This is a genomic window from Streptomyces sp. NPDC091292 (assembly GCF_044757265.1).
Lineage (GTDB): Bacteria > Actinomycetota > Actinomycetes > Streptomycetales > Streptomycetaceae > Streptomyces.
This window is the reverse complement of record NZ_JBIVUQ010000002.1, coordinates 1-23,255: the sequence shown is the minus strand read 5'-3', so window position 1 is coordinate 23,255 and position 23,255 is coordinate 1. Positions and strand designations below refer to the sequence as shown.

General features: G+C 70.9%; 18 protein-coding genes. 9 read left to right on the top strand and 9 right to left on the bottom strand.

Annotated features, from left to right (window positions below; all coding sequences use genetic code 11):
- The first annotated feature begins 286 nt into the window (after window positions 1-286).
- From ACIQNU_RS08275 to ACIQNU_RS08260, 4 genes are all read left to right on the top strand, one after another.
- Window positions 287-1,369: a zinc-binding dehydrogenase gene (locus ACIQNU_RS08275; RefSeq protein WP_401362651.1), complete on the top strand. Its 1,083-nt coding sequence runs from the start codon at window positions 287-289 to the stop codon at window positions 1,367-1,369.
- Window positions 1,366-2,577: a class I SAM-dependent methyltransferase gene (locus ACIQNU_RS08270; RefSeq protein ID WP_401362648.1), complete on the top strand. Its 1,212-nt coding sequence runs from the start codon at window positions 1,366-1,368 to the stop codon at window positions 2,575-2,577. Before ACIQNU_RS08275 ends, ACIQNU_RS08270 begins: the two co-directional genes overlap by 4 nt.
- On the top strand, window positions 2,574-3,977 hold the full coding sequence (locus ACIQNU_RS08265; protein WP_401362645.1) for an amidohydrolase family protein: 1,404 nt from the start codon (window positions 2,574-2,576) through the stop codon (window positions 3,975-3,977). Before ACIQNU_RS08270 ends, ACIQNU_RS08265 begins: the two co-directional genes overlap by 4 nt.
- Before the next feature lie 71 nt (window positions 3,978-4,048).
- Window positions 4,049-4,516: a VOC family protein gene (locus ACIQNU_RS08260; RefSeq protein ID WP_401362642.1), complete on the top strand. Its 468-nt coding sequence runs from the start codon at window positions 4,049-4,051 to the stop codon at window positions 4,514-4,516.
- 76 nt (window positions 4,517-4,592) lie between these two features.
- Here ACIQNU_RS08260 and ACIQNU_RS08255 read toward each other — a convergent pair whose 3' ends face one another.
- From ACIQNU_RS08255 to ACIQNU_RS08215, 9 genes are all read right to left on the bottom strand, one after another.
- Entirely contained in the window at window positions 4,593-4,991 is a 399-nt protein-coding gene (locus tag ACIQNU_RS08255) for a nuclear transport factor 2 family protein (protein WP_401362640.1), read from the bottom strand.
- A complete protein-coding gene (locus ACIQNU_RS08250) occupies window positions 4,973-5,428 on the bottom strand; it encodes a VOC family protein (protein ID WP_401362638.1) in 456 nt (151 codons plus the stop codon). The genes ACIQNU_RS08255 and ACIQNU_RS08250 overlap by 19 nt, the downstream gene beginning before the upstream one ends.
- A gap of 104 nt (window positions 5,429-5,532) precedes the next feature.
- The gene (locus ACIQNU_RS08245; protein WP_401362635.1) at window positions 5,533-6,447 is read right to left on the bottom strand and encodes an ABC transporter permease; all 915 of its coding nucleotides are present in this window, start codon (window positions 6,445-6,447) and stop codon (window positions 5,533-5,535) included.
- Window positions 6,444-7,625 (bottom strand): ABC transporter permease, encoded by a 1,182-nt coding sequence (locus tag ACIQNU_RS08240; protein ID WP_401362632.1) that lies wholly within the window; start codon window positions 7,623-7,625, stop codon window positions 6,444-6,446. Before ACIQNU_RS08240 ends, ACIQNU_RS08245 begins: the two co-directional genes overlap by 4 nt.
- Window positions 7,622-9,175 carry an ABC transporter ATP-binding protein gene (locus ACIQNU_RS08235; protein WP_401362629.1) on the bottom strand — a complete coding sequence of 518 codons (1,554 nt, stop codon included), beginning with the start codon at window positions 9,173-9,175 and terminating at the stop codon, window positions 7,622-7,624. The genes ACIQNU_RS08240 and ACIQNU_RS08235 overlap by 4 nt, the downstream gene beginning before the upstream one ends.
- Window positions 9,176-9,204: 29 nt before the next feature.
- Window positions 9,205-10,293 (bottom strand): BMP family ABC transporter substrate-binding protein, encoded by a 1,089-nt coding sequence (locus ACIQNU_RS08230; protein WP_401362627.1) that lies wholly within the window; start codon window positions 10,291-10,293, stop codon window positions 9,205-9,207.
- Window positions 10,294-10,589: 296 nt separating this feature from the next.
- Window positions 10,590-11,969, bottom strand: coding sequence for an amidohydrolase family protein (locus ACIQNU_RS08225; RefSeq protein ID WP_401362624.1), 1,380 nt, complete (start codon window positions 11,967-11,969; stop codon window positions 10,590-10,592).
- A complete protein-coding gene (locus tag ACIQNU_RS08220; protein WP_401362621.1) occupies window positions 11,966-12,988 on the bottom strand; it encodes a zinc-binding dehydrogenase in 1,023 nt (340 codons plus the stop codon). Before ACIQNU_RS08220 ends, ACIQNU_RS08225 begins: the two co-directional genes overlap by 4 nt.
- A gap of 577 nt (window positions 12,989-13,565) precedes the next feature.
- The gene (locus ACIQNU_RS08215; RefSeq protein ID WP_401362618.1) at window positions 13,566-15,014 is read right to left on the bottom strand and encodes an aldehyde dehydrogenase family protein; all 1,449 of its coding nucleotides are present in this window, start codon (window positions 15,012-15,014) and stop codon (window positions 13,566-13,568) included.
- Between the two features lie 73 nt (window positions 15,015-15,087).
- On the opposite strand from ACIQNU_RS08215, the gene ACIQNU_RS08210 reads away from it, so the two are divergent.
- The 5 genes from ACIQNU_RS08210 to ACIQNU_RS08190 all read left to right on the top strand — a co-directional run bounded on the left by ACIQNU_RS08210 (window position 15,088) and on the right by ACIQNU_RS08190 (window position 23,094).
- Entirely contained in the window at window positions 15,088-16,170 is a 1,083-nt protein-coding gene (locus tag ACIQNU_RS08210) for an NAD(P)-dependent alcohol dehydrogenase (RefSeq protein WP_401362615.1), read from the top strand.
- A gap of 131 nt (window positions 16,171-16,301) precedes the next feature.
- Window positions 16,302-18,578: a cytochrome P450 gene (locus tag ACIQNU_RS08205; RefSeq protein WP_401362612.1), complete on the top strand. Its 2,277-nt coding sequence runs from the start codon at window positions 16,302-16,304 to the stop codon at window positions 18,576-18,578.
- Window positions 18,579-18,806: 228 nt separating this feature from the next.
- The gene (locus tag ACIQNU_RS08200) at window positions 18,807-21,023 is read left to right on the top strand and encodes an MMPL family transporter (protein WP_401362610.1); all 2,217 of its coding nucleotides are present in this window, start codon (window positions 18,807-18,809) and stop codon (window positions 21,021-21,023) included.
- A gap of 133 nt (window positions 21,024-21,156) precedes the next feature.
- On the top strand, window positions 21,157-22,407 hold the full coding sequence (locus ACIQNU_RS08195; RefSeq protein ID WP_401362607.1) for a sensor histidine kinase: 1,251 nt from the start codon (window positions 21,157-21,159) through the stop codon (window positions 22,405-22,407).
- 9 nt (window positions 22,408-22,416) lie between these two features.
- The gene (locus ACIQNU_RS08190) at window positions 22,417-23,094 is read left to right on the top strand and encodes a response regulator (RefSeq protein WP_401362604.1); all 678 of its coding nucleotides are present in this window, start codon (window positions 22,417-22,419) and stop codon (window positions 23,092-23,094) included.
- Window positions 23,095-23,255: the final 161 nt, after the last annotated feature.

The following is a 23,255-nucleotide window of genomic DNA, read 5'->3' as shown; positions in this document are numbered from 1 at the left end:
CTCGGACACGTCACCGGGGGCCGTGTCACCGACGTCTGCGGTGTGCCGGTGTGTGGGCGACGGCCGGTGTGTCTCTCACCGGGACGACCGCGTTCAAGGCGATCGGTTCAAGCCATTGACAACCGTCGACAAGCCCCCATACGTTTCGGCCCGACCCGATCGGTGGGCAACAAACCGATCGGAGGGAGCGCTCACGACGCTCCGCGGAGGCCGTTGCATGCCGACCAGGCGTGCGACGACGAACTGGCCGGCGACCGAAGTCCCCCAGCCAGTGGAGGTCTCGCGCATGAAGGTCGTACTCCATCGAACTCACGGCGGTTCCGATGTGCTCCAGGTCGCCGACGTGCCGGTGCCCGAGCCGGGACCGGACGAAGTGCTCGTCCGCGTCGCGGCCTGCGGACTCAACCACCTCGACGTCCTCCAGCGGCGCGGCCCCGGTCTGATCCCGGGCTTCGCCCTGCCGCACGTGGCCGGCATGGACGTCGCGGGCACCGTCGCGGCGGTCGGCCCGGCGGGCATCGGACGGGCGGGCAGCGGACGGGCGGGCGACGGACGGACGGCCAACGGAACCGCGCTCGCCGAGGGCGCGCGCGTCGTGGTGAATCCGGCCGTGCCGTGCGACCGCTGCGAGAGCTGCACCGAAGGAGCCGACGGCAGATGCCCGACCGCGGGTGTCATCGGCGCGACGCTGGCCGGCGGCTACGCCGAGTACGTCCTCGTCCCGAGGGCCAACGTGCACCATGTGCCCGACGAGATCGACCTGGTCGACGCGGCCGTCGTGCCGACGATCTGGATGACGGCCTGGCACGCGCTCATCGAGATCGGCAAGGTCCGCCTCGGCGAGACGGTGCTGATCCACGCGGCGGGCAGCGGCGTCAGCACCGCGCTGATCCAACTCGCCAAGGCCGCCGGCGCCCGCGTGGTCACCACGGTCAGCACGGACGCGAAGGTCGACTACGCACACGCTCTGGGCGCCGACGTCGTGGTCAACTCCACGACCGGCGACGTCGTGAAGACCGTCCGCGAGGTCACGGGTGGACGGGGCGCCGACCTCGTACTCGATCACGTCGGCCCGGCCACCTGGAACACCGGCGTCTACAGTCTCGCGCCGCGCGGACGGCTGGTGTTCTTCGGCAACACCACCGGCAACCGGGCCGAGTTCGACCTCGTGTACGCCTACCACTTCGGGCTCCAGTTGCTCGGCTCGGACCCGTACGACCGCCGCGAGTTCGCCGCGATGCTCGACGCCTACTGGGCCTCGCCGTTCCGCACGCCGATCGACAGCGAGTTCCCGCTCACCGAGGCCGCGGCGGCGCAGGAGCGGATGGAGTCGCGGCTGGCCACCGGCAAGATCGTGCTGCGCCCGTGACCACGGCGGACTCCACCCCGGTCGGCCCGGCGCCGGTGTGGGACGTGATCAACGGCTTCGCGTCCTACTGGGCGCTCTCGGCCGCGCTCGACCTCGGCCTGTTCGACGCCCTCGCGAAGGACGCCGATTCCGGCAACGGACTGGACGCCGCACAGTTGGCGACGGCGATCGGTGCGGCCGGGCCCGGCCCGGTGACCGTGCTGGCCGAAACCCTCGTCGCGCTCGATCTGCTCGCCGCCGAAGGGGACCGCTTCCGGCTCACGCCCGTGGCCGAGCGCTATCTGGTGTCGACGGCGCCGGCCTCGATGGCCGCACTCGTGCGGTACTCGCCCGGACCGCAGGCTGCCTGGCCGGGCCTGGCCGACACTGTCCGCACGGGCGCACCCGAGCCGTCCGTGGCAGCCGAACTGACGGACCTGTACCCGGCGCTCGTACGCGCGACAGGGCCGACCCAATCGGGCGTGGCGACGGCTGTCGCCGCCGAGCTGGAGCGCCGCGCGTGGTGGCCTCGGCGGCCGACGGTCGTCGACCTCGGCTGCGGCTCGGGGGCGTGGCTCACGGCGCTGCTGCGCACCCGGCCGCACGGCACGGTGATCGCCGTCGACCTGCCGCATGTGCTGCCGATCGCCGAGCGGGCGGCCACGGACGCCGGGCTGCGTGGGCAGGTGGTCGCCGTCCCCGGCGACTACCTTGACGCCGCGCTCCCGGTCGCCACGGCCGATGTCGTCGTCCTGGCGCACGTGCTGCGGGCCGAACCGCCGGAGCGGGCACGGAAGTTGCTCACCCGCGCGGTCGAACTGGCCGGTGCGGACGGGGTCGTCGTGGTCGTGGACTACGCGCGCCCCGACCCGGCCACCGCCTCACACCACGACAGCGGCGGTACGGGCGACGGCGATACGAGCCACGGCGGTACGGGCGACATCGGTACGCGCGACATCGGTACGCGCGACATCGGTACGCGCGACATCGGTACGGGCGGCGATGACCGCACCGCCGTCTGCGCCTCCGCACGCCACGAACTGCTCCTTTCCCTGACGATGCTGGCCTCGACAGCGGGGCTCGGTGTCACCGTCGCGGACCTGCGCGCGTGGGCCGAAGCGGCCGGAGCCGAGTTGGTCGACTCGTTCGAGCCGGTGCCGCGCCAGCACGTCCGCCTCATCCGTTCCCGCACGCGCTCCCGCACCCGCACCCCGGAGGCCACCTCGTGAACACCTCACACACCACGGCACCCGCCGACACCCTGATCGTCCACACCCTCGTCGTGACGATGGACGACTCCCGCCATGTGATCAGCGACGGCGCGGTCGCCATCCGGGACGGCCTGATCGTGGCCGTCGGCAAGACCGCCGACGTGACCGCCCGGTGGCACAGCGACACCGTCATCGCCGGCGAGCGGTTCGTCGTCACCCCGGGGCTGATCAACACACACGTACACATCACCGGCGAACCACTCACGCGCGGCTTCGTCCCCGACGACACCCCGTTCCTGGAGAACGTCTTCGAGTGGCTCACGCCGATCCACACGCACTACACCGAGGAGGACGAGCACATCTCGGCGCAGCTCGCGGCGCTGGAGATGCTCAAGAGCGGAACGACCGCGTTCCTCGAAGCCGGCACGATCCGGTTCATCGATCCCGTCGTGGAGGCCCTCAGCGAGATCGGTATCCGCGCCCGCGTCGGACCGTGGGCATGGGACCTCGTGCCCGAGCCGGAGGTGCTGCGCCTGTCGACCGCGCAGGCCGTCGCGCGCCTGAACGACACGATGGACAGATACGCCTCGGTCGCCGACGGCCGTATCCAGGCCTGGCCGATCATCATCGGACACACCTGTTGCAGCGACGAGCTGTGGCGAGCCGCGAAGGGGCTTTCGGTCGAGTGCGGCACCGGGTTCAGCGCCCACATGTCGCCGGCAGCGATGAATCCCGATGGGTTCCTCGCGGCGTTCGGGCAGCGGCCGATGGTGCACCTCGACGAGATCGGCGCACTGGGCCGGAACGTGGTCCTGACCCACGCCGTGCACGCGGACGACGACGAGGTGGCGGTGCTCGCCAGGACCGGGACGAGTGTGTCGCACTGCCCGACCACGGCGCTCAAGGTGTCGTACGGCGTGACCCAGATCGGCAAGTTCCCCGAGATGGTGGCCGCCGGTGTGAACGTGGCGATCGGCACCGACGGCAACAACGCGTCGAACTACCACGACCTGATGCGCGCGACCTATCTGGTCGCCGGCCTGTTCAAGGACGCCCGGCGCGACGCCACGGTCTTCCCGGCCGAGGACGCGTTCGCGATGGCCACCCGCAACGGCGCCCGCGCACTCCAGGCCGAACACGAGATCGGCTCGATAGAGACGGGCAAGAAGGCCGACCTGGTCCTGCACGACACGAACCGGCCGGAGTGGCGGCCCCTGCACAACGTCGCCAACCAGCTCGTGTGGTCGGCCGACGGGCGGGGTGTGCACACCGTGTTCGTCGACGGGCGGCGCGTCGTCGACAACTACCGCTGCACGACGATCGACGAGGAGGACCTGCTGCGCCGCGCCCAGACCGCGGGCGAGGGCATCGTGGCCCGCTCAGGCCTGCCCGACCGAGCCAAGTGGCTCACGGTCTGACCCACCACGAAAGCAAGTCGAGGTCGGGCCGAACGGAACGAACGAACCCAACGAATGAGGAGAGCCGAACCATGGCAGAACTGACCGAACCCCGCTGGACCCACGTCGCCCTCCCGGTCAGCGACCTGGACCGATCGATCGAGTTCTATGAGCGCATCACGCCGCTGGTGCTGGTCACCAAGAACACCGACAGCAACGGGCGCGGCGCCTGGCTGTCGAACAAGGGCCAGGTCGACTCGCCGCTCGTCCTCGTCCTGGCCGAGTTCATCCCCGAGGTCGGGGCGCGCTTCGGCATCGAGCCGGGCGAGAAGGTGCCGACGCTGGCGCCGTTCGCGCACATCGGTATCGAACTGCCGCACCGCGAGGACGTGGACGCGGTGGCGGCCAAGGCGCGCGAGACGGGCAACCTGCGGTGGGAGCCGGTGGAGATGGCCGCCCACATCGGATACATCTGCGCCGTCAACGACCCCGACGGCAACACCATCGAGTTCTCGCACAACCAGAAGGTGTTCTCGACCATTCAGGAGCTGTGGGGCTGAGAGGTACGTCCTCGTGGTCGGCGACATCGCCGACCACGAGCCGACCCCGGCGGGGGCGCGGGCTGCCCGACCGGCGTCATGCCAGTTGGCGCCGCACCTCGCCGCTGTCCCAGTAGTCGGTGCGGCGCGTGACGAGACCGCCCGCGACGGTGAACACGAAGACACCGCGGACGCGCACCGGCCGGTCCCCCGCCGAACGCATCCGGAACGTCATGACGTACGGCACCGCGGCCGACCCGCCGTCCACGAGGATGGCCTCGGGCACATAGCGAAGGTCCGCGAAGTCCTCCAGGAAGCCGGTCAGCGCCGCGCGGTACTCCGCGCGGCCCTTTCGGCTGTGGCCCAGCGACGACGTGTGTTCGTTGACGAAGTCCTCGGCCACGCAGGCCGCCACGGCGTCGGCGTCGTGCGCGTTCAGCGCCGCCAGATACGCCTCCACCGCGGCGCGGGTGTCGTTCAGCGCGCGCCTCCCCACTTGGCCCGGACGGTGTCGAACACCCGCTGGTCGTGGGAGATCTCGACGACATTGCCGTCGGGGTCCTTCAGCGCGCAGATGTAGCCGACGGGATCGGGCATCTGCCGGGGCTCCCAGTGGAGGCAGCCGAGTTCGCGGGCCCTGTCGGCCAGGGCGTCGACGTCCTCACGCGCCGGCACCTCGATGCCGATGTGCGCGAACGGATGCAGCAGGCCCAGTTGGCCGCCCTTGTCCTTGTTGAACGACACCAGGACGAGCACCAACGGTGTCTCGACCTGCTGGTCGTTGGAGAGCCAGACACTTTCGCCGTCGGCGTCCTTGAACCGTTCGACTACGACAAGGGGAGCCAGCGCGGTGTAGAACGCGATCGCCTTGTCGAGATCGCCGGTCGGCAGTGCTACGTGAGTCCAGCGGGCCGAAGTGAGACCGGTTGCCACGGTTCCTCCATGGAGTGGTGCGGGTTCTGAGTGGTGCGACTTTGGGTGGTGGGACTTTGGGTGATGGGACGTTCTTCGAGCGTAGGTTCGCCGGATTCGTGCCGTCAGGTCGACCCGCGCTGGAAGGGCCGGCCGAGTGCGGCTGGTTCCCTGTGCTGGGTGGCGAACAGCAGCATGGCGAGGAGCGCGAGCAGATACGGGGCCGCCACGAGCAGTTGGGCGTTGAGGGTGACACCGAGCGCGGGAAGCGCCAGGCGCATCGCGTCGGAGAGGCCGAACACCAGGCAGCCGAGCAGCGTACGGCCGAGCCGCCACGCCCCGAAGATGACAGCGGCGATGACGATGTATCCGCGTCCCGCGGTCATGTTCTGGTTGAACGATCCGACTTCGCCGACCGCGAGATAGGCGCCGCCGAGACCGGCCAGGGCACCGCACCACAGCAGGGCCTGTCGGCGCCGCACATTGACCTTGATGCCCGTGACGTCGGCGGCCTGCGGGTTCTCGCCCACCGCGCGCAGTTCCAGGCCCCAGCGGCTGCGCTCCACGAGCCACCAGGTGAGCGGCACGAGCAGGATCAGCAGGTAGGCGGGCCAGCGTCCGGAGAACAGTGGCTCGCCGATGAGCGGGATGTCCCGCAGCAGCGGGATCGACAGCACTCCCACCTGGTGCGAGGCGAACTGCTCCGTCGTGATCAGGTAGCTCGTCAGCCCCAGCACCAGCGCGTTGAGCACGAGGCCGACGACGAAGGTGTTGATGTAGGCCCGGTGGGAGAGGTTGCCGTGCACGAAGCCGAGAACGAGGCCGGTCACGACGCCGGCCGCGAGGCCGATGGTGGCGCTGCCGGTCGCGCTGGCGGTGGCGACCGAGGTGAACGCTGCGCCGAGCATCATCGCCTCGACGGAGATGTTCATCGCGCCGGCGCGCTGTGCCAGGTACTCACCGCAGGCGGCGAACGCGAGCGGCACGGTCAGCCGGACGCCGCTCGCGAGGATGGTCTCGGTGCTGTCCAGGACGCTCACGCGGTCACCTCCATCTTGGTCGGGACGACGGGCGCGGCGGGCGGTGCCGACGGCGGCTGCGCGCCGCGGCGGCTGCGGAAGAGGTCGATGAGGACGGGCGGTACGACGAACGCGAGGACGAGCAGTGCCTTGACGATGTCGACGAGGTAGGGCGGCACACCGGTGGCCGAGAGGAAGTCGCCGCCCGCACGCAGCACGGCGAACACGAACGACACCGGGATCGCGATCAGGGGACGGTTGCGTGCGACGAGCGCGACGAGCAGGCCGTCCCAGCCGACGTTGTCCGAGAGGCCGGTCTGGAGCCGGTTGGTGCTGGCCGGGCTGGCCAGCAGCAGCCCTCCGGCCAACCCCGCGAAGGCGCCCGACAGCGCCAGGGTGAAGCCGCCGAGCGCGGACACCCGTACGCCGGCGTGCTTGGCCGTCAGCGGATTGAGCCCGACCATGCGTACTTTGAAGCCCCACCGGCTGCGGCTGAGGACGAGGACGACGCCGATCGCGGCGGCGAGCGCGAGGAACAGTCCCGCGTTGAGCTGCAACGACGGGTACTCCCCGAAGCCGGTGAGCAGGGCGCCCGCCGGCAGGGGGTTGGACTGCGCGTCGGCGATGCCGGACGAGCCCTGCGCGGTCTCCTGGAGCCACGGGCTGCTGACCGCGAAGGTGACGAGCTGGATGGCGAGGAACGTCATCAGCAGGGTGCTCACCACGACGTTGACGCCGCGGAAGCGGTACATCAGGGCGCTGAGCGCGGCCCAGGCGCCACCGCCGACCGCCGCGGCGATCATCACCACGACGACCAGTGTCGGGCCGGGCAGGGCCAGCCGCAGCCCGACCCAGGCGCCGAACAGTCCGCCGATGAGTACCTGGCCCTCCTGCCCGATGTTGAACGTGCCGGCGGTCGCGCAGATACAGGCACCGAGCGCGACCAGCAGCAGCGGCGCCGCGTTGAGCAGCGTCGTCGTCCATCCGGTGGTGTTGGCCAGACTCCCCTTCCATATTGCGGCGGCCGAGTCGCCCGGCGAGGCGCCGGTCGCCGTGAGCAGCAGGGCGGACGCGCCGAGGGCGACGGCGACGAGTACGACGGTGAGGCCGGCGGTGAGCCAGCCGTCGCGCCCGGGGCGCAACCGGGCGAGGAAGCGCCGGCCGATGTCGTCCGGGTCGGTCAGGGCGGCGAACTTCACGCGGCCTCACCGCCGACCAGCATGCCGAGCCGTTCGGGGGTCGCGTCGGCGGTGGGGAGCGCTCCGGTGATCCGGCCGGCGGAGATCACCGCGATGCGGGTGGCAAGGGCCATGACTTCCTCGAATTCAGTGGAGATGAGCAGCACTCCGACGCCTTCCGCGGATGCCTTGCGCAGTCGTGCGTACATGTCCTCGATGGCGCCGACGTCCAGGCCGTGGGTGGGCTGCGCGGCCACCAGGACGTGTGTGTCGCCGGACAGCTCCCGGGCGAGTACGACCCGCTGCTGGTTGCCGCCGGAGAGGCTGCGCACGGGTGCGTCCAGCGACGGGGTGACGATGTTGAACTCCTCCGCGAGGCGACGGGCCTCGGCGAGCATCGCCCGCCGCCGCAGCAGGAACCGGCCGCTGACCTTGTCGAGCGACTTCATCGTCAGGTTCTCGGCGACGCTCATGTCGAGCACGACGCCGCTCTGGTGCCGGTCCTCGGGCACGATGCCGAGTCCGGCCTTCGACAGCGCGCCGGGCCGGCTCACGTCCACCGTGCTCCCGGTGATCTCGACGGTGCCGGCGGCCGGCACGACGAGCCCGGCGAGGACATCGCCGAGCGTCGCCTGGCCGTTGCCCTCGACGCCGTAGAGGGCGACGATCTCACCGGCGCCCACGGTCAGATCGATGCCGTCGAGCACTTTGACCCCGCCTTGCTCGACGGTGAGTCCGGCGAGGCGCAGCGCGGGCTGCCGTACCTCGGTGGTCATGTCGTCGGCGGTGCCCGGCTGTTGTGGCAGCAGTCCGAGGGCGGCTGCCTCCTCGCCGAGCGACACCTCGCGGCCCACCATCTGCCGGGCGAGCAGTTGGGGAGTGGTGTCAGCGGTGACCGCCCGGAAGGCGACCCTGCCCTTGCGCAGGACGGTCACGCGGTGCGTGGCCTGGGCGATCTCGGCGAGCTTGTGGCTGATGAGGATGACCGCGCGGCCCTCCTCCCGCACCACCCGGCCGAGCATGGCGAACAGCTCCTGCGACTCGGCCTGGGTCAGCACCGATGTGGGCTCGTCCAGGATCAGGATCTGCGGGTCGCGCCGCAGGCACTTGACCACTTCGACCCGTTGCCGCTCGCCCGCCGAGAGGGTGTCGACGCGCGCCTCGGGGTCGATCGGGAGCCCGTACCGTGCGCAGACGGCGGCGATGTCGGCGTGGACGGCCTGCTTGTTCACCTTGCCGGTGTCGCCCAGCGCCACGTTCTCCCACACGGTCAGGCCGTTGATGAGGCTGAAGTGCTGGTGCACCATGCCGATGCCGAGTTCGGCCGCTTCCTGCGGGCTGTCCAGCGCGACGGTCTCGCCGCGCACCAGGACGCTGCCGGAGTCACGCCGGACCAGCCCGAGCAGAACCTTCATGAGGCTGGACTTGCCCGCCCCGTTCTCACCCAGGAGTCCATGGATCTCGCCGGCGTCGACCCTGAGGTCCACGGCGTCGCAGGCCATGACGGATCCGTAGGACTTGGTGATGCCGCGCAGCTCAAGAATCGCAGCCGCTGAGGTCGTCGGTGTCATCGCTGATCTTCCTCGTGGGTGTCGACGTGTCAGCCGAGGCGCTCGACCTCGGCCTTCGGGTCGATCTCCTTGCTGCCGATCTTCTTCATGAAGGCGGCCAGTTGCTCGTCCTCGTCGCCCTGGCCGGCGCAGATCTTGACGGTCGGGTAGGGGTCGACGCCCAACTGCCACACGCGGGTCGTGCCCATCTTCAGGTTGTTCTTCTCGAACTCCTCCAGCGCGGCACGGAAGTAGTCGCCGGGGCTGAACATCACCGAGATGTCGAACTTCGGGCTGGTCGAGTCGCACCGGTCGGTGCCCGGGGTGAGGGTCAGCGCGCCCTTGGCGTTCGCCAGCTTCGCCGAGGCGTCCGTCGCGCCGCCGAGGTAGGGGTAGATGACCTTGACGCCCTGGCTGAGCTGGGCCTGCGTGGCCTCCTTGGCCTTCGCCGAGTCGTTGAAGTCGCCGGTGTACGTGGTCGTCAGGGTGGCCTTCGGCACCACTTCCCGTATCCCGGCGAGGAATGCCTTGGAACCGGCGACGCTGAAGTCGGCCTTGACGCCGGTGATGAACCCGGCCTTGGTGTCGCCGGACGCCTTCATCTTCAGACCCGCCGCATAGCCGGCGACGAGCATGGACTGGTTGGGATCGTCGGTCGACAGCAGAATGCGCGGGGTCTGGTCGATGTTGCCCTGCATCGGCACGTACCAGGAGGTCTTCGCGCAGACCGGCTCCTCCGACGCGGGGATGGCGGCCTTCAGCTCACTCGCGCCGAGCGCGACCATGTCGACGTCCTGCTGACACAGCGCGCGCGCCGCGGTGAGCGCGTCGCTCGGGGGCACGCTGCCGCGCTTGATGATCGTCCAGCCCTTTTCCTTGGCATAGGCGTCCGCCGAGTCGACGAAGCTCTGGTAGTAGCCGCGGTCGTTGATGTCGCCGGGGCTGAGGACACCGATGACGACTTTGCCGTCACCGTTGACATCGGGCTGCTTGACGCCGGAGTCGCTGCCGCCGCTCGCCGTGGGCGTCGTCTTGGCCGCCGTGTCCGCGTTGCTGGCGCAGCCGGACAACGCGAGGGCTCCTGCGAGGGCGAGGCCGGCCGCGGCCCCACGACGCCGGAACATGCTGTGTGTAGTCATGTGCGGGGTTCCATTCGCTGGGTGACACCGCCTCGTCGAGGCGGTGGTGGCGGCGTGGGGGTGGTCAGTTGGCGGTTTCGATACGTCGGTCGCGCTCGGATCCGGTGGGATCGGTACGGCATTTGGTGTGTACGACGTTTGATGCGTTCGGCGTTGATGCGTACGGCGTTTACGGCCGTGAAGGAGGTGCAGGGGGCGCCGGCCGTGGAGGTGACCCGCGGGACACCGCCTCGATGTGCTCGGCGACCGGCGGCGGGAGCCCGGGGATGTCGATGAGGTTCAACGGTGTGTCCCCTTCACTGCTCGGCCGCCGGCCGGGTGGGCCAGGTCGGGCGGGGCGTGATTCCGGCGCGCCGCAGGAGCGCGGCGGACCGGTCGGCGGCAGCGGCGGCGACGGCTTCGAGGTCGACGCCCGTCGGTCGCCGGTCGCGGACGACCACGCGGCCGTCCACCAGCACGTCACGAACGGTGCGCGAGACGTGGCCCCATACGAGTTGGCGGGCCAGATCGCCCCGGGGCATCCAGGCGGGGTCGCGGGCGTCGAGTACGACGAGGTCGGCCGCCTTGCCCACCTCCAGGGATCCGATCCGGTCGCCGAGCCCGATCGCCTCGGCGCCGTCGACCGTCGCGAGCGCGAACGCCTGCTCGGCGCGGATCGGTTCGGGCAGGTCACGGTCGCGTTCCAGCCCTGCGAACAGGTAGGCGGCGAGGAGGACGTCCGGGGCGTCGCCGGCGTTGTGCGCGTCGCACCCCAGTGCCACCCTGCCTCCCCGCCGCACCAGTTCGGCGTGGCGGGACGCACGGGTGTACCCCTGGGCGAGCCGCAGGTAGGCACCCGGGCAGGCGGCGACCGCGGTATCGGTCTCCAGGATCGCGTCGACCTCCGCGTCGTCGAGCCACACGGCGTGCCCGAGGAGCAGACGCGGGCCGAGTACGCCCAACTCGCGGAAGTGGACCACGGGTCGGCGCGCGCAGCGCTGGGCGTACGCCTCGACGTCGGCGGGTCCCGGCGAGATGTGCCAGGTCAGTCCGGTGTCGAGCCGTTCGGCCAGGCTCGCGGCCCCGGTGAGGAGTTCGTCGCCGGCGAGGTCGTGGCCGACGAGCGTCACCCATCCGGTGACCGGCCCGGTGACCGGCAGGGACCGGACGATGTCCTCCTGCCGGGCGAGCACCTCGCGCGCGGGCGCGCCGAACGGCACGTCCTTGGCGTCCCAGCCCCAGCCGCCGACCCGTGCGCGGATGCCCGCTCCGCCCAGACCGGCGGCGACTCGTTCGGGGTAGGCCACCGTGCCGGGCTCCAGGACCGTGGTGATGCCACGGGACAGGCACTCGACCGCGGTGATGGTCGCGGCCAGTTCGTCGTCGTCACCGTCGGCGTGGGCGTGCAGCGGGACGATCCAGTCGAAGATCGACTCCTGTGAGCCGATGTGGTCGGGGATCGTGCTGCGTACGAGGGGGTCGACCGTCGTGTGCTGGTGGGCGTCGATCAGGCCCGGGATGACGACACACCCCGACGCGTCGATCTCCCGGGCGCCCGGGAAGCGGGCGCGCAGGTCATCGGCCGTGCCGAGCGCGGCGATGCTGTCCCCTGACACGGCGACGGTGGCACCGGTGAGGACGCGCCGGGCGGGGTCCATCGTGACGACGTCGCCGCCCACGATCAGCAGATCGGTCATGGGGTGATCACGACCTTGCCGATGGTCGCGCGGGCGGCGAGCAGGCCCCATGCCCCGGCCAGATCCTCCAGCGGGACGATCGCGGCGATGGGCAGGTGCAGGCCGTCGGCGAAGCAGGCCGAGGTGGCGGCGACGAAATCGGCCGAGGTGTAGCCGCCTGTGCCCAGCAGTTTCAGACCGCGGTGGAAGACCTCTTGCAGCGAGAACGACACCTGGTCGCCGCCGGTGTTGCCCATCAGGATGAGCCGCCCGCGGATGCCGAGGCAGTCCAGCGAGGTACGCCAGGTGTCGGCGCCGACGTGGTCCAGAACCAGGTCGGCCCCGTCGCCGCCGGTGAAGGCCGTCACCGTTTTCGCCGCGTCCGGCTCGTCGTTGGGCAGCACCAGGTCGGCGCCGGCCTCGCGGGCCGCAGCACGCTTCGCGTCGCTGCCGGCGAAGGCGACGACCGTGGCACCGGCCCGTTTGGCGAGCGCGACGGCCGCCAGGCTCACAGCGCTCGCTCCGGCGTGCACGACAAGGGTTTCGCCGGCGGCGAGTGATCCGACGTTGTGCACCGCGTGCCACGCCGTCGCGAAGGCGGTGGGCAGGGTGACGGCCGCGGCGAGCGGCAGGGATTCGGGGACCTGGACGACCGATTCCGCGGTCGCCAGGACGTATTCGGCCAGCGCGCCGGGGGCGTTGCCGCCGATGATGCGGGGGCTGACGCAGTACGCGCGATCGCCCACCGCGCAGCGCGGGCAACTGCCGCAGCCCTGGGTGGGGTCGGCGATGACCCGGTCACCGGGGACGACCGAGCTGACCGCGGACCCGGTCGCCACCACCGTTCCGGCGAAGTCCATGCCCGGCACGTGCGGAAGACGGAAGCCGGGGATCAGGCCGGGCCCCTGGAGTTGCAGCAGGTCCAGGCGGTTCAGCCCGCAGTACGCGACTTTGACGACGACGTCACGGGGTCCGCAGACCGGTTCCGGGACATCCTGGGGGAACACGGCATCGGGCCCGCCGAAATCGGTCTGCACCATGGCTCGCACCGCACGGCCTCCTCACCCTTGCTCATCTCGCATTGCGAGGCAGTGGAACGTATTGCGAGGTACTTTGCCTCCGCCGCCGGGCGCTGTCAACGCTCCTGCGCTACATCTTCGTTTCGCCGCCATTTCACCTGTTCGCGAGGCCGACAGCCCAGGTGGCGGGCGGTGGAGGCGGGTACGCGGGCGGGCGTGGGCGGGCCGCGCGGCGGGTCGATGAGGAACGAAATGCCGGTTCCGCGCCCGGCCGACATGAGTGACAAGGGAAGAGCGAATGTCGGTTCAGTGTGCGATCGACACGGGCTCGTCGCCGCGCACCTGACGTCGCCCTCGCGTGGGGGCTGCGGGGGGGGCGGGCAGCCGGCCAGGCGCGCAGCGTCTCCATCAGCCCGGGACGCCGCACGGGGCGCTGCCGGACCGGACCGAGGTGTGCCTCGGCGTACGCCTCAAGCCGGGCGCGCGGCAGAGGCAACAGCTCCTGGACGGTGCCGCAGGTGTCCCCCGCCGATGGCGCCCATGGCGTGCGGCCTCATGACGTCCGACCTCATGGCGTCCGGCCTCACGACGTCCGTTCTCAACGGCCCAGCAGCCGGATCGCCACACCCTTCTCCTGGGTGTACTCACGCAGCGCCGCGTACCCACCACCCCGGCTGAAACCGCTGTCCTTCTGCATGTTGAACGGAAAGCCGATCACTCCCGCGTCGTGGAACTGGTTGACCGCCACCTGCCCGGAGCGGACGTCCTTCGTCAGCCGCAGCGCCCGGGAGATGTCGTTGGTCCAGACGCAGGCCAGCAGGCCGAAGTCGGTCGCGTTCATCAGCTCGGTCGCCTCGGCGGTGGAGCGGAACGACTGGACGGCGAGTACCGGGCCGAAGACCTCCTCGCGCGCGACGCGCATGCCCGCTTCCACACGGTCGAACACGGTCGGCCGGACGAACCACCCCTCGTCGGCGGGTGCGCCACCGGTGACCAGCCGAGCCCCCTCGCGGGGCGCTTCGCCGAGGAAGCCGCTGACGCGGGCGAACTGCGCGGCGCTGACCAGCGGACCCATGTCCAGGTCGGCCTCCCAGGGCCCGGTCCTGATCGCGGCCATGGCGGCGGCGACCCGCTCCACGACCTCGTCGTGCACCGATGCCTCGACGAGCAGCCGGGAACCGGCGTAGCAGTTCTGCCCCGCGTTCTCGGTGATGGAAGTGACGATCGCGGGGATCGCCGTGTCGAGGTCGGCGTCGGCGAAGAGCACGTTCGGCGACTTGCCGCCGAGTTCCAGCTTCACCGGGACGAGGTTCTGTGCCGCGGCTGTCATGATCGCCCGCCCGGTGGCGGTGGAGCCGACGAAGCTGATGTGGTCGACGCCCGGGTGCGAGGTGAGTGCGGAGCCCGCCTCGGGGCCGAGGCCCGCCACGACGTTGATCACGCCGGGCGGGAAGCCGGCGCGGCGGGCGAGTTCGGCGAGGGCGAACGGGGCCAGCGGCGCGATCTCGGACGGCTTGAGGACGACCGTGTTGCCCGCGGCGAGCGCCGGGGCGACGTTCGCGGCGGTGAGCACGGCGGGCACGTTCCACGGGATGACGACGGCGCACACGCCGTACGGTTCGGGAACCGTGTAGCCGAGGTAGTCGGGGCTGCGGGTCGGGAGCGTCACTCCGGTGAGCTTGTCGGCCGCGCCGGCGAAGTACTCGATGATGCCGTGGGCGATGTAGATGTTCGTCCGGCCCCCGGACAGGGGCTTGCCCACGTCCTGTGCCTCGACGGCCGCGAGCGCCTCGACCTCGGCGATGATCAGGTCGGCCCAGCGCCGGAGGAGCGCACCGCGCTCGCTCGGGTTGGTCGCCGCCCAGGCAGGGAAGGCGCGGCGCGCCGCGGTGACCGCTCCGTCGACATCGGCGCCGCCCGCCCGCGCCACGGTGGTGATCACCTGCCGGGTGGCCGGATCGAGGACGTCCAGCGTGCCGCCGTCGCGGGCCGCGACCCACTCGCCGTCGATGAAGTGCTGGGAAGGAGGGAAGTCAACAGCCGCCATGGGGGGAACATTGACCGACCCTGTCCCGCATGTCAATATGCAGTCTCGCTTTGTGAGGCACTGAGGAGGCCCTGTGCGTGCCACCGCCGCTCTGCTGGAGCAGCCCGGACAGCCGTTCGTCCTGACCGAAGTGGATCTGGAGGAGCCGCGCCCGGACGAGGTGCTCGTCCGCGTCGCCGCCGTCGGTATCTGCGCCACGGACCTGGAGTTCGCCGGCTTCTTCCCCACACCCGCGCTGCTCGGGCACGAAGGGGCGGGCGTGGTCGAGAAGGTGGGCGCGCACGTCACCTCCGTACGTCCGGGCGACCACGTCGCCATGTCCTTCACCTCCTGCGGTACGTGCGCCCTGTGCCGTACGGGCTCGCCCGCCTACTGCCGCAGCTTCGACGCGGTGAACTTCTCGGGCCGCAGGCCCGACGGCTCCACCGCGGTGACCCACGGGGGGCGGGAGGTGAACGCCCACTTCCTCGGCCAGTCGTCGTTCGCGAGCCATGTCGTCGCACCGGAGCGGGCGGTCGTCGGAATCGACCCGTCGTGGGATCTGCTGCGGGCCGGACCCTTCGGCTGCGGCTTCCAGACCGGGGCGGGCGGCGTGCTCAACGTGCTCCAGCCGCGCCCCGGCTCGTCCCTCGCGGTCTTCGGGGCGGGTGCTGTCGGTGTGGCCGCCGTCATCGCCGCCTCGCTGAGCGGCTGCAAGGTCGTCGCGGCCGTCGACGTGAACCCGGCGAAGCTGGAGGCGGCCCGCGGTTTCGGAGCCACGCACTGTGTCGACTCGTCGGCCGGGGGGACCGCCGAGCAACTGGCCGCCCTGGTCCCCGAGGGGTTCGACTTCGTGATCGACACGACCGGGCGCGAGGACGTCCTGCGCACCGCGGTGGAGGCTCTTGGGCCGCTCGGTCGCGCTGGTGTCATCGGTGTCGGCCCGAGCGAGTCGATGAGCTTCGACTGGCGCAGCATCCTCAACGGACGCACGGTCACCGGCATCGTCGCCGGGGCGAGTGTGCCGCAGCTGTTCCTGCCGAAGCTGCTCGAACTCAACGCGGAAGGCCGGTTCCCGGTCGAGAAGATGATCACCTACTTCCCGTTCGAGCAGATCAACGAGGCTGTCGCGGCGATCCGGTCCGGCTCGGTCGGCAAAGCCGTCCTGACCTTCTGAGCGTCGTTCACGAGACATTGTCAAGCTCGGCGGCGCACCTTAGGGTGACGGACGCCGATGAGGCAGCTGACATCCGGTGGCGCGGCCGGACAACACCGCGCACTGCGCCGAGCACGTGGAGCGTGCCCACCATGTCCGCCGACTTCGACACGCACATCGACTTCGACCACCACTCCGCATCCGATCACCGCTCGACCATCGACGACCCCTCCGCGTTCGACCACCACTCCGACGAGGCCAACGCCGATCCGGTCGCCTACTACGCCGCCTTCCGTGAGAGCTGCCCGGTGGGCCACTCGGCCGCCCACGGCGGCTTCCACTACACGACGCGGTACGCCGATGTGGCCCGCATCGCCCGCGACGACGCGACGTTCTCCTCGGCCCGCAGCGACCACGGCGGGCCGGGCGTCGGCATCGTCATCCCCAAAGGACCGGGGCTCGAACAGTTCCCGATCGAGCTGGACCCGCCGCGCGCGACCGAGTACCGGCAACTGATCAACCCGCTGCTGACCCCGGAAGCGGTCGAAAACCTCGTACCGATGATCGAACGCCACGCCGCCCGCGTCGTGGACGACTTCATCGAGCTGGGCTCCTGCGACCTCGTCCGCGACCTCACCAATCCGCTGCCGGCCGCGGTCACCCTGGACTGGCTGGGTTTCCCCGAGGAGGACTGGGCGAAGCTGGCCGGGCCGGTCCACGACATCTTCGCGGCACCCGCGGGCAGCGAGCGCGCCGCGCGCGGGGCCGCGGGGCTCGCGTACATGGACCGGCGTATCCGCGAGCTGATCGCGGAGCGCCGCTCGGCGCCACGGGCCGACGCGGTCAGCGCGCTGGTGGCCGGCCGGCGTGCCGACGGCGGCGAGTTCGGCGAGGACGAGCTGGTGTCGGTGGTCGGTCTGCTCATCGCGGGTGGCGTCGACACCACGACCTCGCTGACCGGTTCGACGCTCGTCCACCTCGCGCGCCACCCCGAGCAGCGCCGGCGGCTGATCGCGTCGCCCGATCTGCTGGACGGCGCGACCGAGGAGTTCCTCCGCGCGTTCGCCCCGTCGCAGTCGATGGCGCGCACGGTCACCGAGGACGTCGAGGTCGGTGGCTGCCCGATGCGCGCGGGCGAGCGGGTGCTGATCCCGTGGGTCGCCGCGAACCACGACCCCGCCGTGTTCCCGGGCCCCGAGCAGGTACGGCTCGACCGTGACGCCAGTCGCCACCTCAGCTTCGGCATCGGATCGCACCGGTGCGCCGGTGCCCACCTCGCCCGAGCCATGTTCCGCGCGATGATGACGCAGGTCCTGACCCGGCTGCCCGACTACCGGGTGATCGAGGAAGGGCTCGTCCCCTACCCGACGCGCGGCAACCAGTCGGGGTGGGACGCGGTCCCGGCGCTCTTCCCGCCCGGCCCACGGGCGGGCGCGGCGGCAGGCACGGTCCGCACGCTGAGCACGCCGACCCCGCTGCGGGTGACCTCGGTGCGCGAAGCGGCGCAGGACGTGCTCGCCGTCGACCTCGGCCTGCCGGACGGAGGGGAACTCCCCGCGTGGCGGCCCGGCGCACATGTCGAGCTGCGGCTGCCCTCGGGCCGGCTGCGTCAGTACTCGCTGTGCGGCGACCCCGCCGACGCCACGACGTGGCGCATCGGGGTCCTGCGTGAGCCCGCGGGCCGGGGCGGTTCGGCCGAACTCCACGAACTCGCCCGCCCCGGAGCCACGTTCGCGGTACGCGGGCCGCGCAACCACTTCCCGCTCGCCGATGCGCCGTCGTACCTGTTCCTCGCCGGTGGCATCGGCGTCACACCGATCCTCGCCATGGTCCGCGAGGCCGCCGTACGCGGCACGCCGTTCACCGTCGTGTACGGCGGACGCACCCGCTCGACGATGGCGTTCGCCGACGAACTCGCCGCCGTCGCCGGCGGAGCGCTCACGCTGCTCCCGCAGGACGAGGCCGGGCTGCCGGACCTTCCCCGGCTGCTGGGCGGGCTGAACACGGGGATGTCCGGCACCGCCGTGTACGCGTGCGGGCCCGCACCGATGCTGGCGGCCGTCGAGCGCGAGTGCGCCCGTCTGGGCCTCGGCGACCGGCTGCACCTGGAGCGCTTCGCCGCGGGCGACGACCTCGAAACGGCGTTCGACGCCACGGAGAACCGGGCCTTCGAAGTCCAGCTCGCACGCACCGGGGGCACGCTCACCGTGCCGCCCGACCGCCGTCTCATCGAGGTCCTGCGCGAGGCCGTGAGCGGCCTGTCCTACGACTGCGAGAAGGGATACTGCGGCGCCTGCGAGACCCGCGTCCTGGCCGGGACACCGGAGCACCGGGACTCCGTACTCAGCGACGAGGAACGTCTTGCCGGACGCACGATGATGATCTGCGTCGGACGCTGCCGCAGCGACCGGCTCGTCCTGGACCTCTGAGCCGGACGGCCGGAGCACCCTTGTCCGGAGCACCCTGGTGAGGAGGCCGCCCGGCCGCCGGGCGGCCTCCTACCGGCGCGGTAGCCCGTCTCCTACCGGTGCACGACACCGGCCCGCGTTCTCCGCCGACCGCATCAGCACGCGGTCACGGCACACGCACGACGACGTGGAGCAGGTCCACGGGAGAGCGTTGAGGCTCACCCAAGATCGGACCTGGAGACGTTTCTCGTGGCTTCCTTCCTGTATCGACTCGGCCATGGCGCCTTCCGATGGCGCTGGTTCGTGGTGCTGTTGTGGGCCGCGGCCCTGGTCACGGCCGGCTTCGGCGCGCTCAAGGCACCGGCCGCCGACGACAGCAACACTTCGTTCATGCCGGGGATCGAGGCGCAAAAGGCCTACGACCTGATCGGCGAGCGCTTCCCGGGTGCCGACGCGAACGGTGCCGACGCCCGGATCGTGTTCGTCGCACCCGACGGCCAGAAGGTGACGGCGGCCGGTACCCGTACCGTCATCGACGACTTCGTCACCGAGGCGGGCCAGGGCTCCCAGGTCGCGAGTGCGGTCAGCCCGTACAAGAGCGATGCCGTCAGCAAGGACGGCTCCACCGCGTACGCGACGGTGACCTACAAGGTGGCGGCCGGCGATCTGACCGACTCCAGCAAGGACGCTCTGCGGCACGCCGTCGACGGCGCCCGTGACAAGGGTGTCACCGTCGAGGTGGGCGGCACCGCCCTTGCCACCCAGCCGGCCGCGGGCGGATCGGCGGAGGCGATCGGCATCGGGATCGCCGCGGTCGTGCTGCTCATCACCTTCGGCTCGCTCGCCGCCGCGGGTCTGCCGCTGCTCACCGCTGTCATCGGGGTCGGCGTGTCCATGGCGGGAATCCTCGCTCTGGGCAGCACCTTCGGCCTGTCGCTGACCACCGGCACGCTGGCCTCCATGCTCGGCCTGGCGGTGGGCATCGACTACGCCCTGTTCGTGGTCTCCCGCTACCGAGAGGAGCGCTCGCGTGGCCGTGATCCACGCGAGGCGGCGGGCCTGGCGGTCGGCACGGCGGGCTCCGCGGTGGTGTTCGCCGGCCTCACGGTGATCATCGCGCTGGGCGGTCTGTCCGTCATCGGTGTGCCGATGCTGACCAAGATGGGCTTGTGTGCCGCAGGCGCTGTCGCGGTGGGGGTGCTGGTCGCTCTCACTCTGGTGCCCGCCCTGCTCGGCATGTGGCCGGACGCGGTGCTCTCGCGTGGCGTCCGAAGGAAGCGGGCCAGGGCCCTGCGCAAGCAGAACAGCGAGCACAACGGCGGCTCGCGGTGGGCACGGTTCGTTCAGCGCCGCCCGATCGCGGTGCTCCTGGTGTGCGTCGCGGGTCTCGGAGCGCTGGCTCTGCCCTCCGCCAGTCTGGAACTGGGGATGCCGGGCGACGAGTCCAAGCCCGTCTCCACGACGGAACGCCGTGCCTACGACGCGCTCGCCGAGGGCTTCGGTGCCGGGTTCAACGGGCCGCTGACCATCGTCGTGGACGCCAAGAACTCCGACGCCCCGAAGGCCGCCGCCTCGGCGATCGCCGAGGAGATCAAGGGCACGGCCGGGGTGGTGTCGGTGTCGTCGCCCCACTTCAACCCCACCGGTGACACGGCGCTCTTCTCGGCCGTACCGGCCACCGGCCCGAACGACCAGACCACCAAGGACCTTGTGCAGACCATCCGGGCGGAGCGCCCCGGTCTTGAGAAGAGCGCGGGTGCCACCTTCGAGGTGACCGGCAGCACGGCGATGAACATCGACGTCGCGACCGCGTTGCAGAACGCGCTCGTCCCGTACCTGATCGTCATCGTCGGTCTCGCTCTGGTACTGCTCCTCGTGGTCTTCCGGTCGGTCCTCGTTCCCGTCAAGGCGGCCTTCGGCTATCTGCTGTCGGTGCTGGCATCCCTCGGCGTCGTCGTGGCCGTCTTCCAGTGGGGCTGGGGCGCACAGCTCCTGGGCGTCGAGCAGACGGGCCCGATCATGAGCCTGATGCCGATCTTCCTGGTGGGCATCGTCTTCGGCCTCGCCATGGATTACGAGGTGTTCCTCGTCGCCCGGATGCGGGAGGCGTACGTCCACGGTGACCGCCCGGCCCAGGCCGTCGTGGCGGGCTTCCGCCACAACGCGCGAGTGGTGGTCGCCGCGGCCGTCATCATGATCGCCGTCTTCTCCGGGTTCATCGGCTCGACGGAGTCGATGATCAAGACGATCGGTTTCGGCCTCGCCATCGCCGTCCTGTTCGACGCGTTCTTCGTCCGCATGACCATCGTGCCGGCGGTGCTGGCGCTGCTCGGCGACAAGGCCTGGTGGCTGCCGCGATGGCTGGACCGGCTGCTCCCCCGGGTGGACATCGAGGGCTCCGGTCTCACGCCCGCGCCGGCCGAATCGTCGCACGAGTCGGCGCGACCGGAACCGGTGCGCACCTGATCGCCCGCCCGCCAGGGCCTGGCCCTACGGGGGAGGAGCGCCGTCGCCGGGGCCTCTCCCCCGTTTGTCACTATGTTGGCGTCTGTGTCTGTTGTGGAGGTCTCTTGTGGAGGTCTGTTGTGGAGAGACCGAGATGAGTACGAGGTGGTGGGCGAGGGTTTCAGAGCGGTGGGCCAAGGTTTCGAAGCGGCCTCGCGCCGTGGAGCTGACGGCGCTGCTGCTGTTGTTCGGGGCCACCGTGGGCGGTTGTTTCGTCATCGGCTGGGTCACATCGGGATCGCTCGCGCTGTGGTCCGGGATCCTGCTGTCCGCCTTCTGCTGTCTGGCACTGTTCTGGCGCAATCGGCACCCCTTGCCCGTGGTGGGGTTCATCACGGTGCTCACCATGGTCGAGGGAGCCCTCGGCTTTCTCCTCACCCCCCTGGTGATGGGCCCGCTGATGGTGGCGCTGTACTCGCTGGGCCTGCGCGCCGACCGAGCCGTGACCCGCAATGTCTCGTTGCTCGCCGCCGTCTGCGTGGTGGCCACCGGGCTGTTCCTCGATCCCTATGGCCATCCCGTGCTGCTCGGCGTCGTCAACCCGACGGCGTGGGTTCTGCTGCCGGCGCTCCTGGGCAGCTACGTCGGCGTGCGTCGTGCCTATGCCGCCGATCGCGCCCGGCAGGCCGAGCGGACCCGTGCGGAGGAGGCCCGCCACCACGTGGTGCAGGAGCGCATGCGTATCGCCCGTGAGCTGCACGACATCGTCGCCCACCATCTCGCTCTCGCCAATGCCCAGGCGAGCACGGCGGCGCACCTCTACCACACACATCCGGACGAGGCCTTCGAGATGCTGACCACGCTCTCGGCGACCACGGCCGAGGCCCTGCGGGAGCTGAAGGCGACCGTGGGGGTGCTGCGACAGGACACCGAGACCGGCGACGGCCTCGCTCCCGCCCCGGGTCTTGCCCAGCTCTCCGATCTGACCGCGGCCTGTGCCGCCGCCGGGCTCGACGTCGACGTCACCGTCAGCGGCCCGCCACAGCCCCTCTCGCCCGGAGCGGATCTGGCGGCCTACCGCATCGTCCAGGAAGCCCTCACCAACGTCACGAAGCACGCGTCGACGCGGCGGGCGGAGGTGCGGCTCACGTATCTCCCGGACACGCTCAGCCTGACGATCTCGAACGAAGTGGCCCCAAGCCGTGCTTTCGGGGCCGCCCCTGGCTCCGGCGCCGACCGTGGCTTCGGGCTGATCGGCATGCGGGAGCGGGCACAGTCCGCCGGAGGCACCCTCACCGCGGGTCCGACCCCAGATCCCACCCCGGGCCGAGCCCCGGGCCCCGCGGCCCCCCGTCCCCGCGGGTTCCAAGTCACCTGCACTCTCCCCCTGCACCCCACCACCTGAAGGCCTCACATGACGATCCGTGTCCTGCTCGCCGACGACCAGGCGCTCCTGCGCACCACATTCCGCATCCTGATCGACACGGACCCCGACATGACGGTCGTCGCCGAGGCCGCCAACGGCCAGGAAGCCGTCGACCTTGCCCGCGATCACCACCCCGACGTCATCGTCATGGACATCCGTATGCCGGGCACCGACGGCCTCACCGCGACCTCCCGCATCGCCGCCGACCCCACCCTGTCCGCCACCCGCATCCTGATCCTCACGACCTTCGAGGACGACGAGAACGTCGCCAATGCCCTGCGCGCCGGGGCCAGCGGCTTCCTGGGCAAGGACGTCAGCGCCGAAGGACTCCTCACCGGTATCCGAACGGTCGCGGTGGGCGACTCACTCCTCTCGCCCGCCGCCACCCGATCCCTGATCAGCCGATTCCTGTCGGTGCCCGACCCCCACACCCAGCTCGTCGCACCCGAGCAGCTCGGCCTCCTCACCGACCGGGAACGCGAGGTCATGGCACTGGCCGCACAGGGTAGGACCAACGACGAAATCGCGGACGAACTGGTCATCAGCCCCCTGACGATCCGCTCCCACATCCACCGCTCGATGACCAAACTCCACGCCCGCGACCGGGCCCAACTCGTCGTCATCGCCTACCAGACGGGCCTGGTGAGCGCCCGCCCCCCGCACTGAGCCCGACCAGCGTGGTCTCACCGCCGAGGGGCAGCCACGCATCCCCTACGGACGGGCACCGTCAGCCCCCGTTATCGTCTTGGCGGTCCTGCAAGAGGGCCGCTGGCCTCCGGGCCCGGTATGACTGTGTCCCCCTGTCCAACGGATGACCTGGGGGGTGG

Excerpts from the sequence above, each read along its gene's own strand:
- ACIQNU_RS08205 (WP_401362612.1), top strand. The coding sequence starts at position 16,302 with ATGTCCGCCGACTTCGACACGCACATCGACTTCGACCACCACTCCGCA.
- ACIQNU_RS08260 (WP_401362642.1), top strand. The coding sequence starts at position 4,049 with ATGGCAGAACTGACCGAACCCCGCTGGACCCACGTCGCCCTCCCGGTC.
- ACIQNU_RS08235 (WP_401362629.1), bottom strand. The coding sequence starts at position 9,175 with ATGACACCGACGACCTCAGCGGCTGCGATTCTTGAGCTGCGCGGCATC.
- ACIQNU_RS08225 (WP_401362624.1), bottom strand. The coding sequence starts at position 11,969 with ATGACCGATCTGCTGATCGTGGGCGGCGACGTCGTCACGATGGACCCC.
- ACIQNU_RS08195 (WP_401362607.1), top strand. The coding sequence starts at position 21,157 with ATGAGTACGAGGTGGTGGGCGAGGGTTTCAGAGCGGTGGGCCAAGGTT.
- ACIQNU_RS08230 (WP_401362627.1), bottom strand. The coding sequence starts at position 10,293 with ATGACTACACACAGCATGTTCCGGCGTCGTGGGGCCGCGGCCGGCCTC.
- ACIQNU_RS08220 (WP_401362621.1), bottom strand. The coding sequence starts at position 12,988 with ATGGTGCAGACCGATTTCGGCGGGCCCGATGCCGTGTTCCCCCAGGAT.
- ACIQNU_RS08215 (WP_401362618.1), bottom strand. The coding sequence starts at position 15,014 with ATGGCGGCTGTTGACTTCCCTCCTTCCCAGCACTTCATCGACGGCGAG.
- ACIQNU_RS08275 (WP_401362651.1), top strand. The coding sequence starts at position 287 with ATGAAGGTCGTACTCCATCGAACTCACGGCGGTTCCGATGTGCTCCAG.
- ACIQNU_RS08190 (WP_401362604.1), top strand. The coding sequence starts at position 22,417 with ATGACGATCCGTGTCCTGCTCGCCGACGACCAGGCGCTCCTGCGCACC.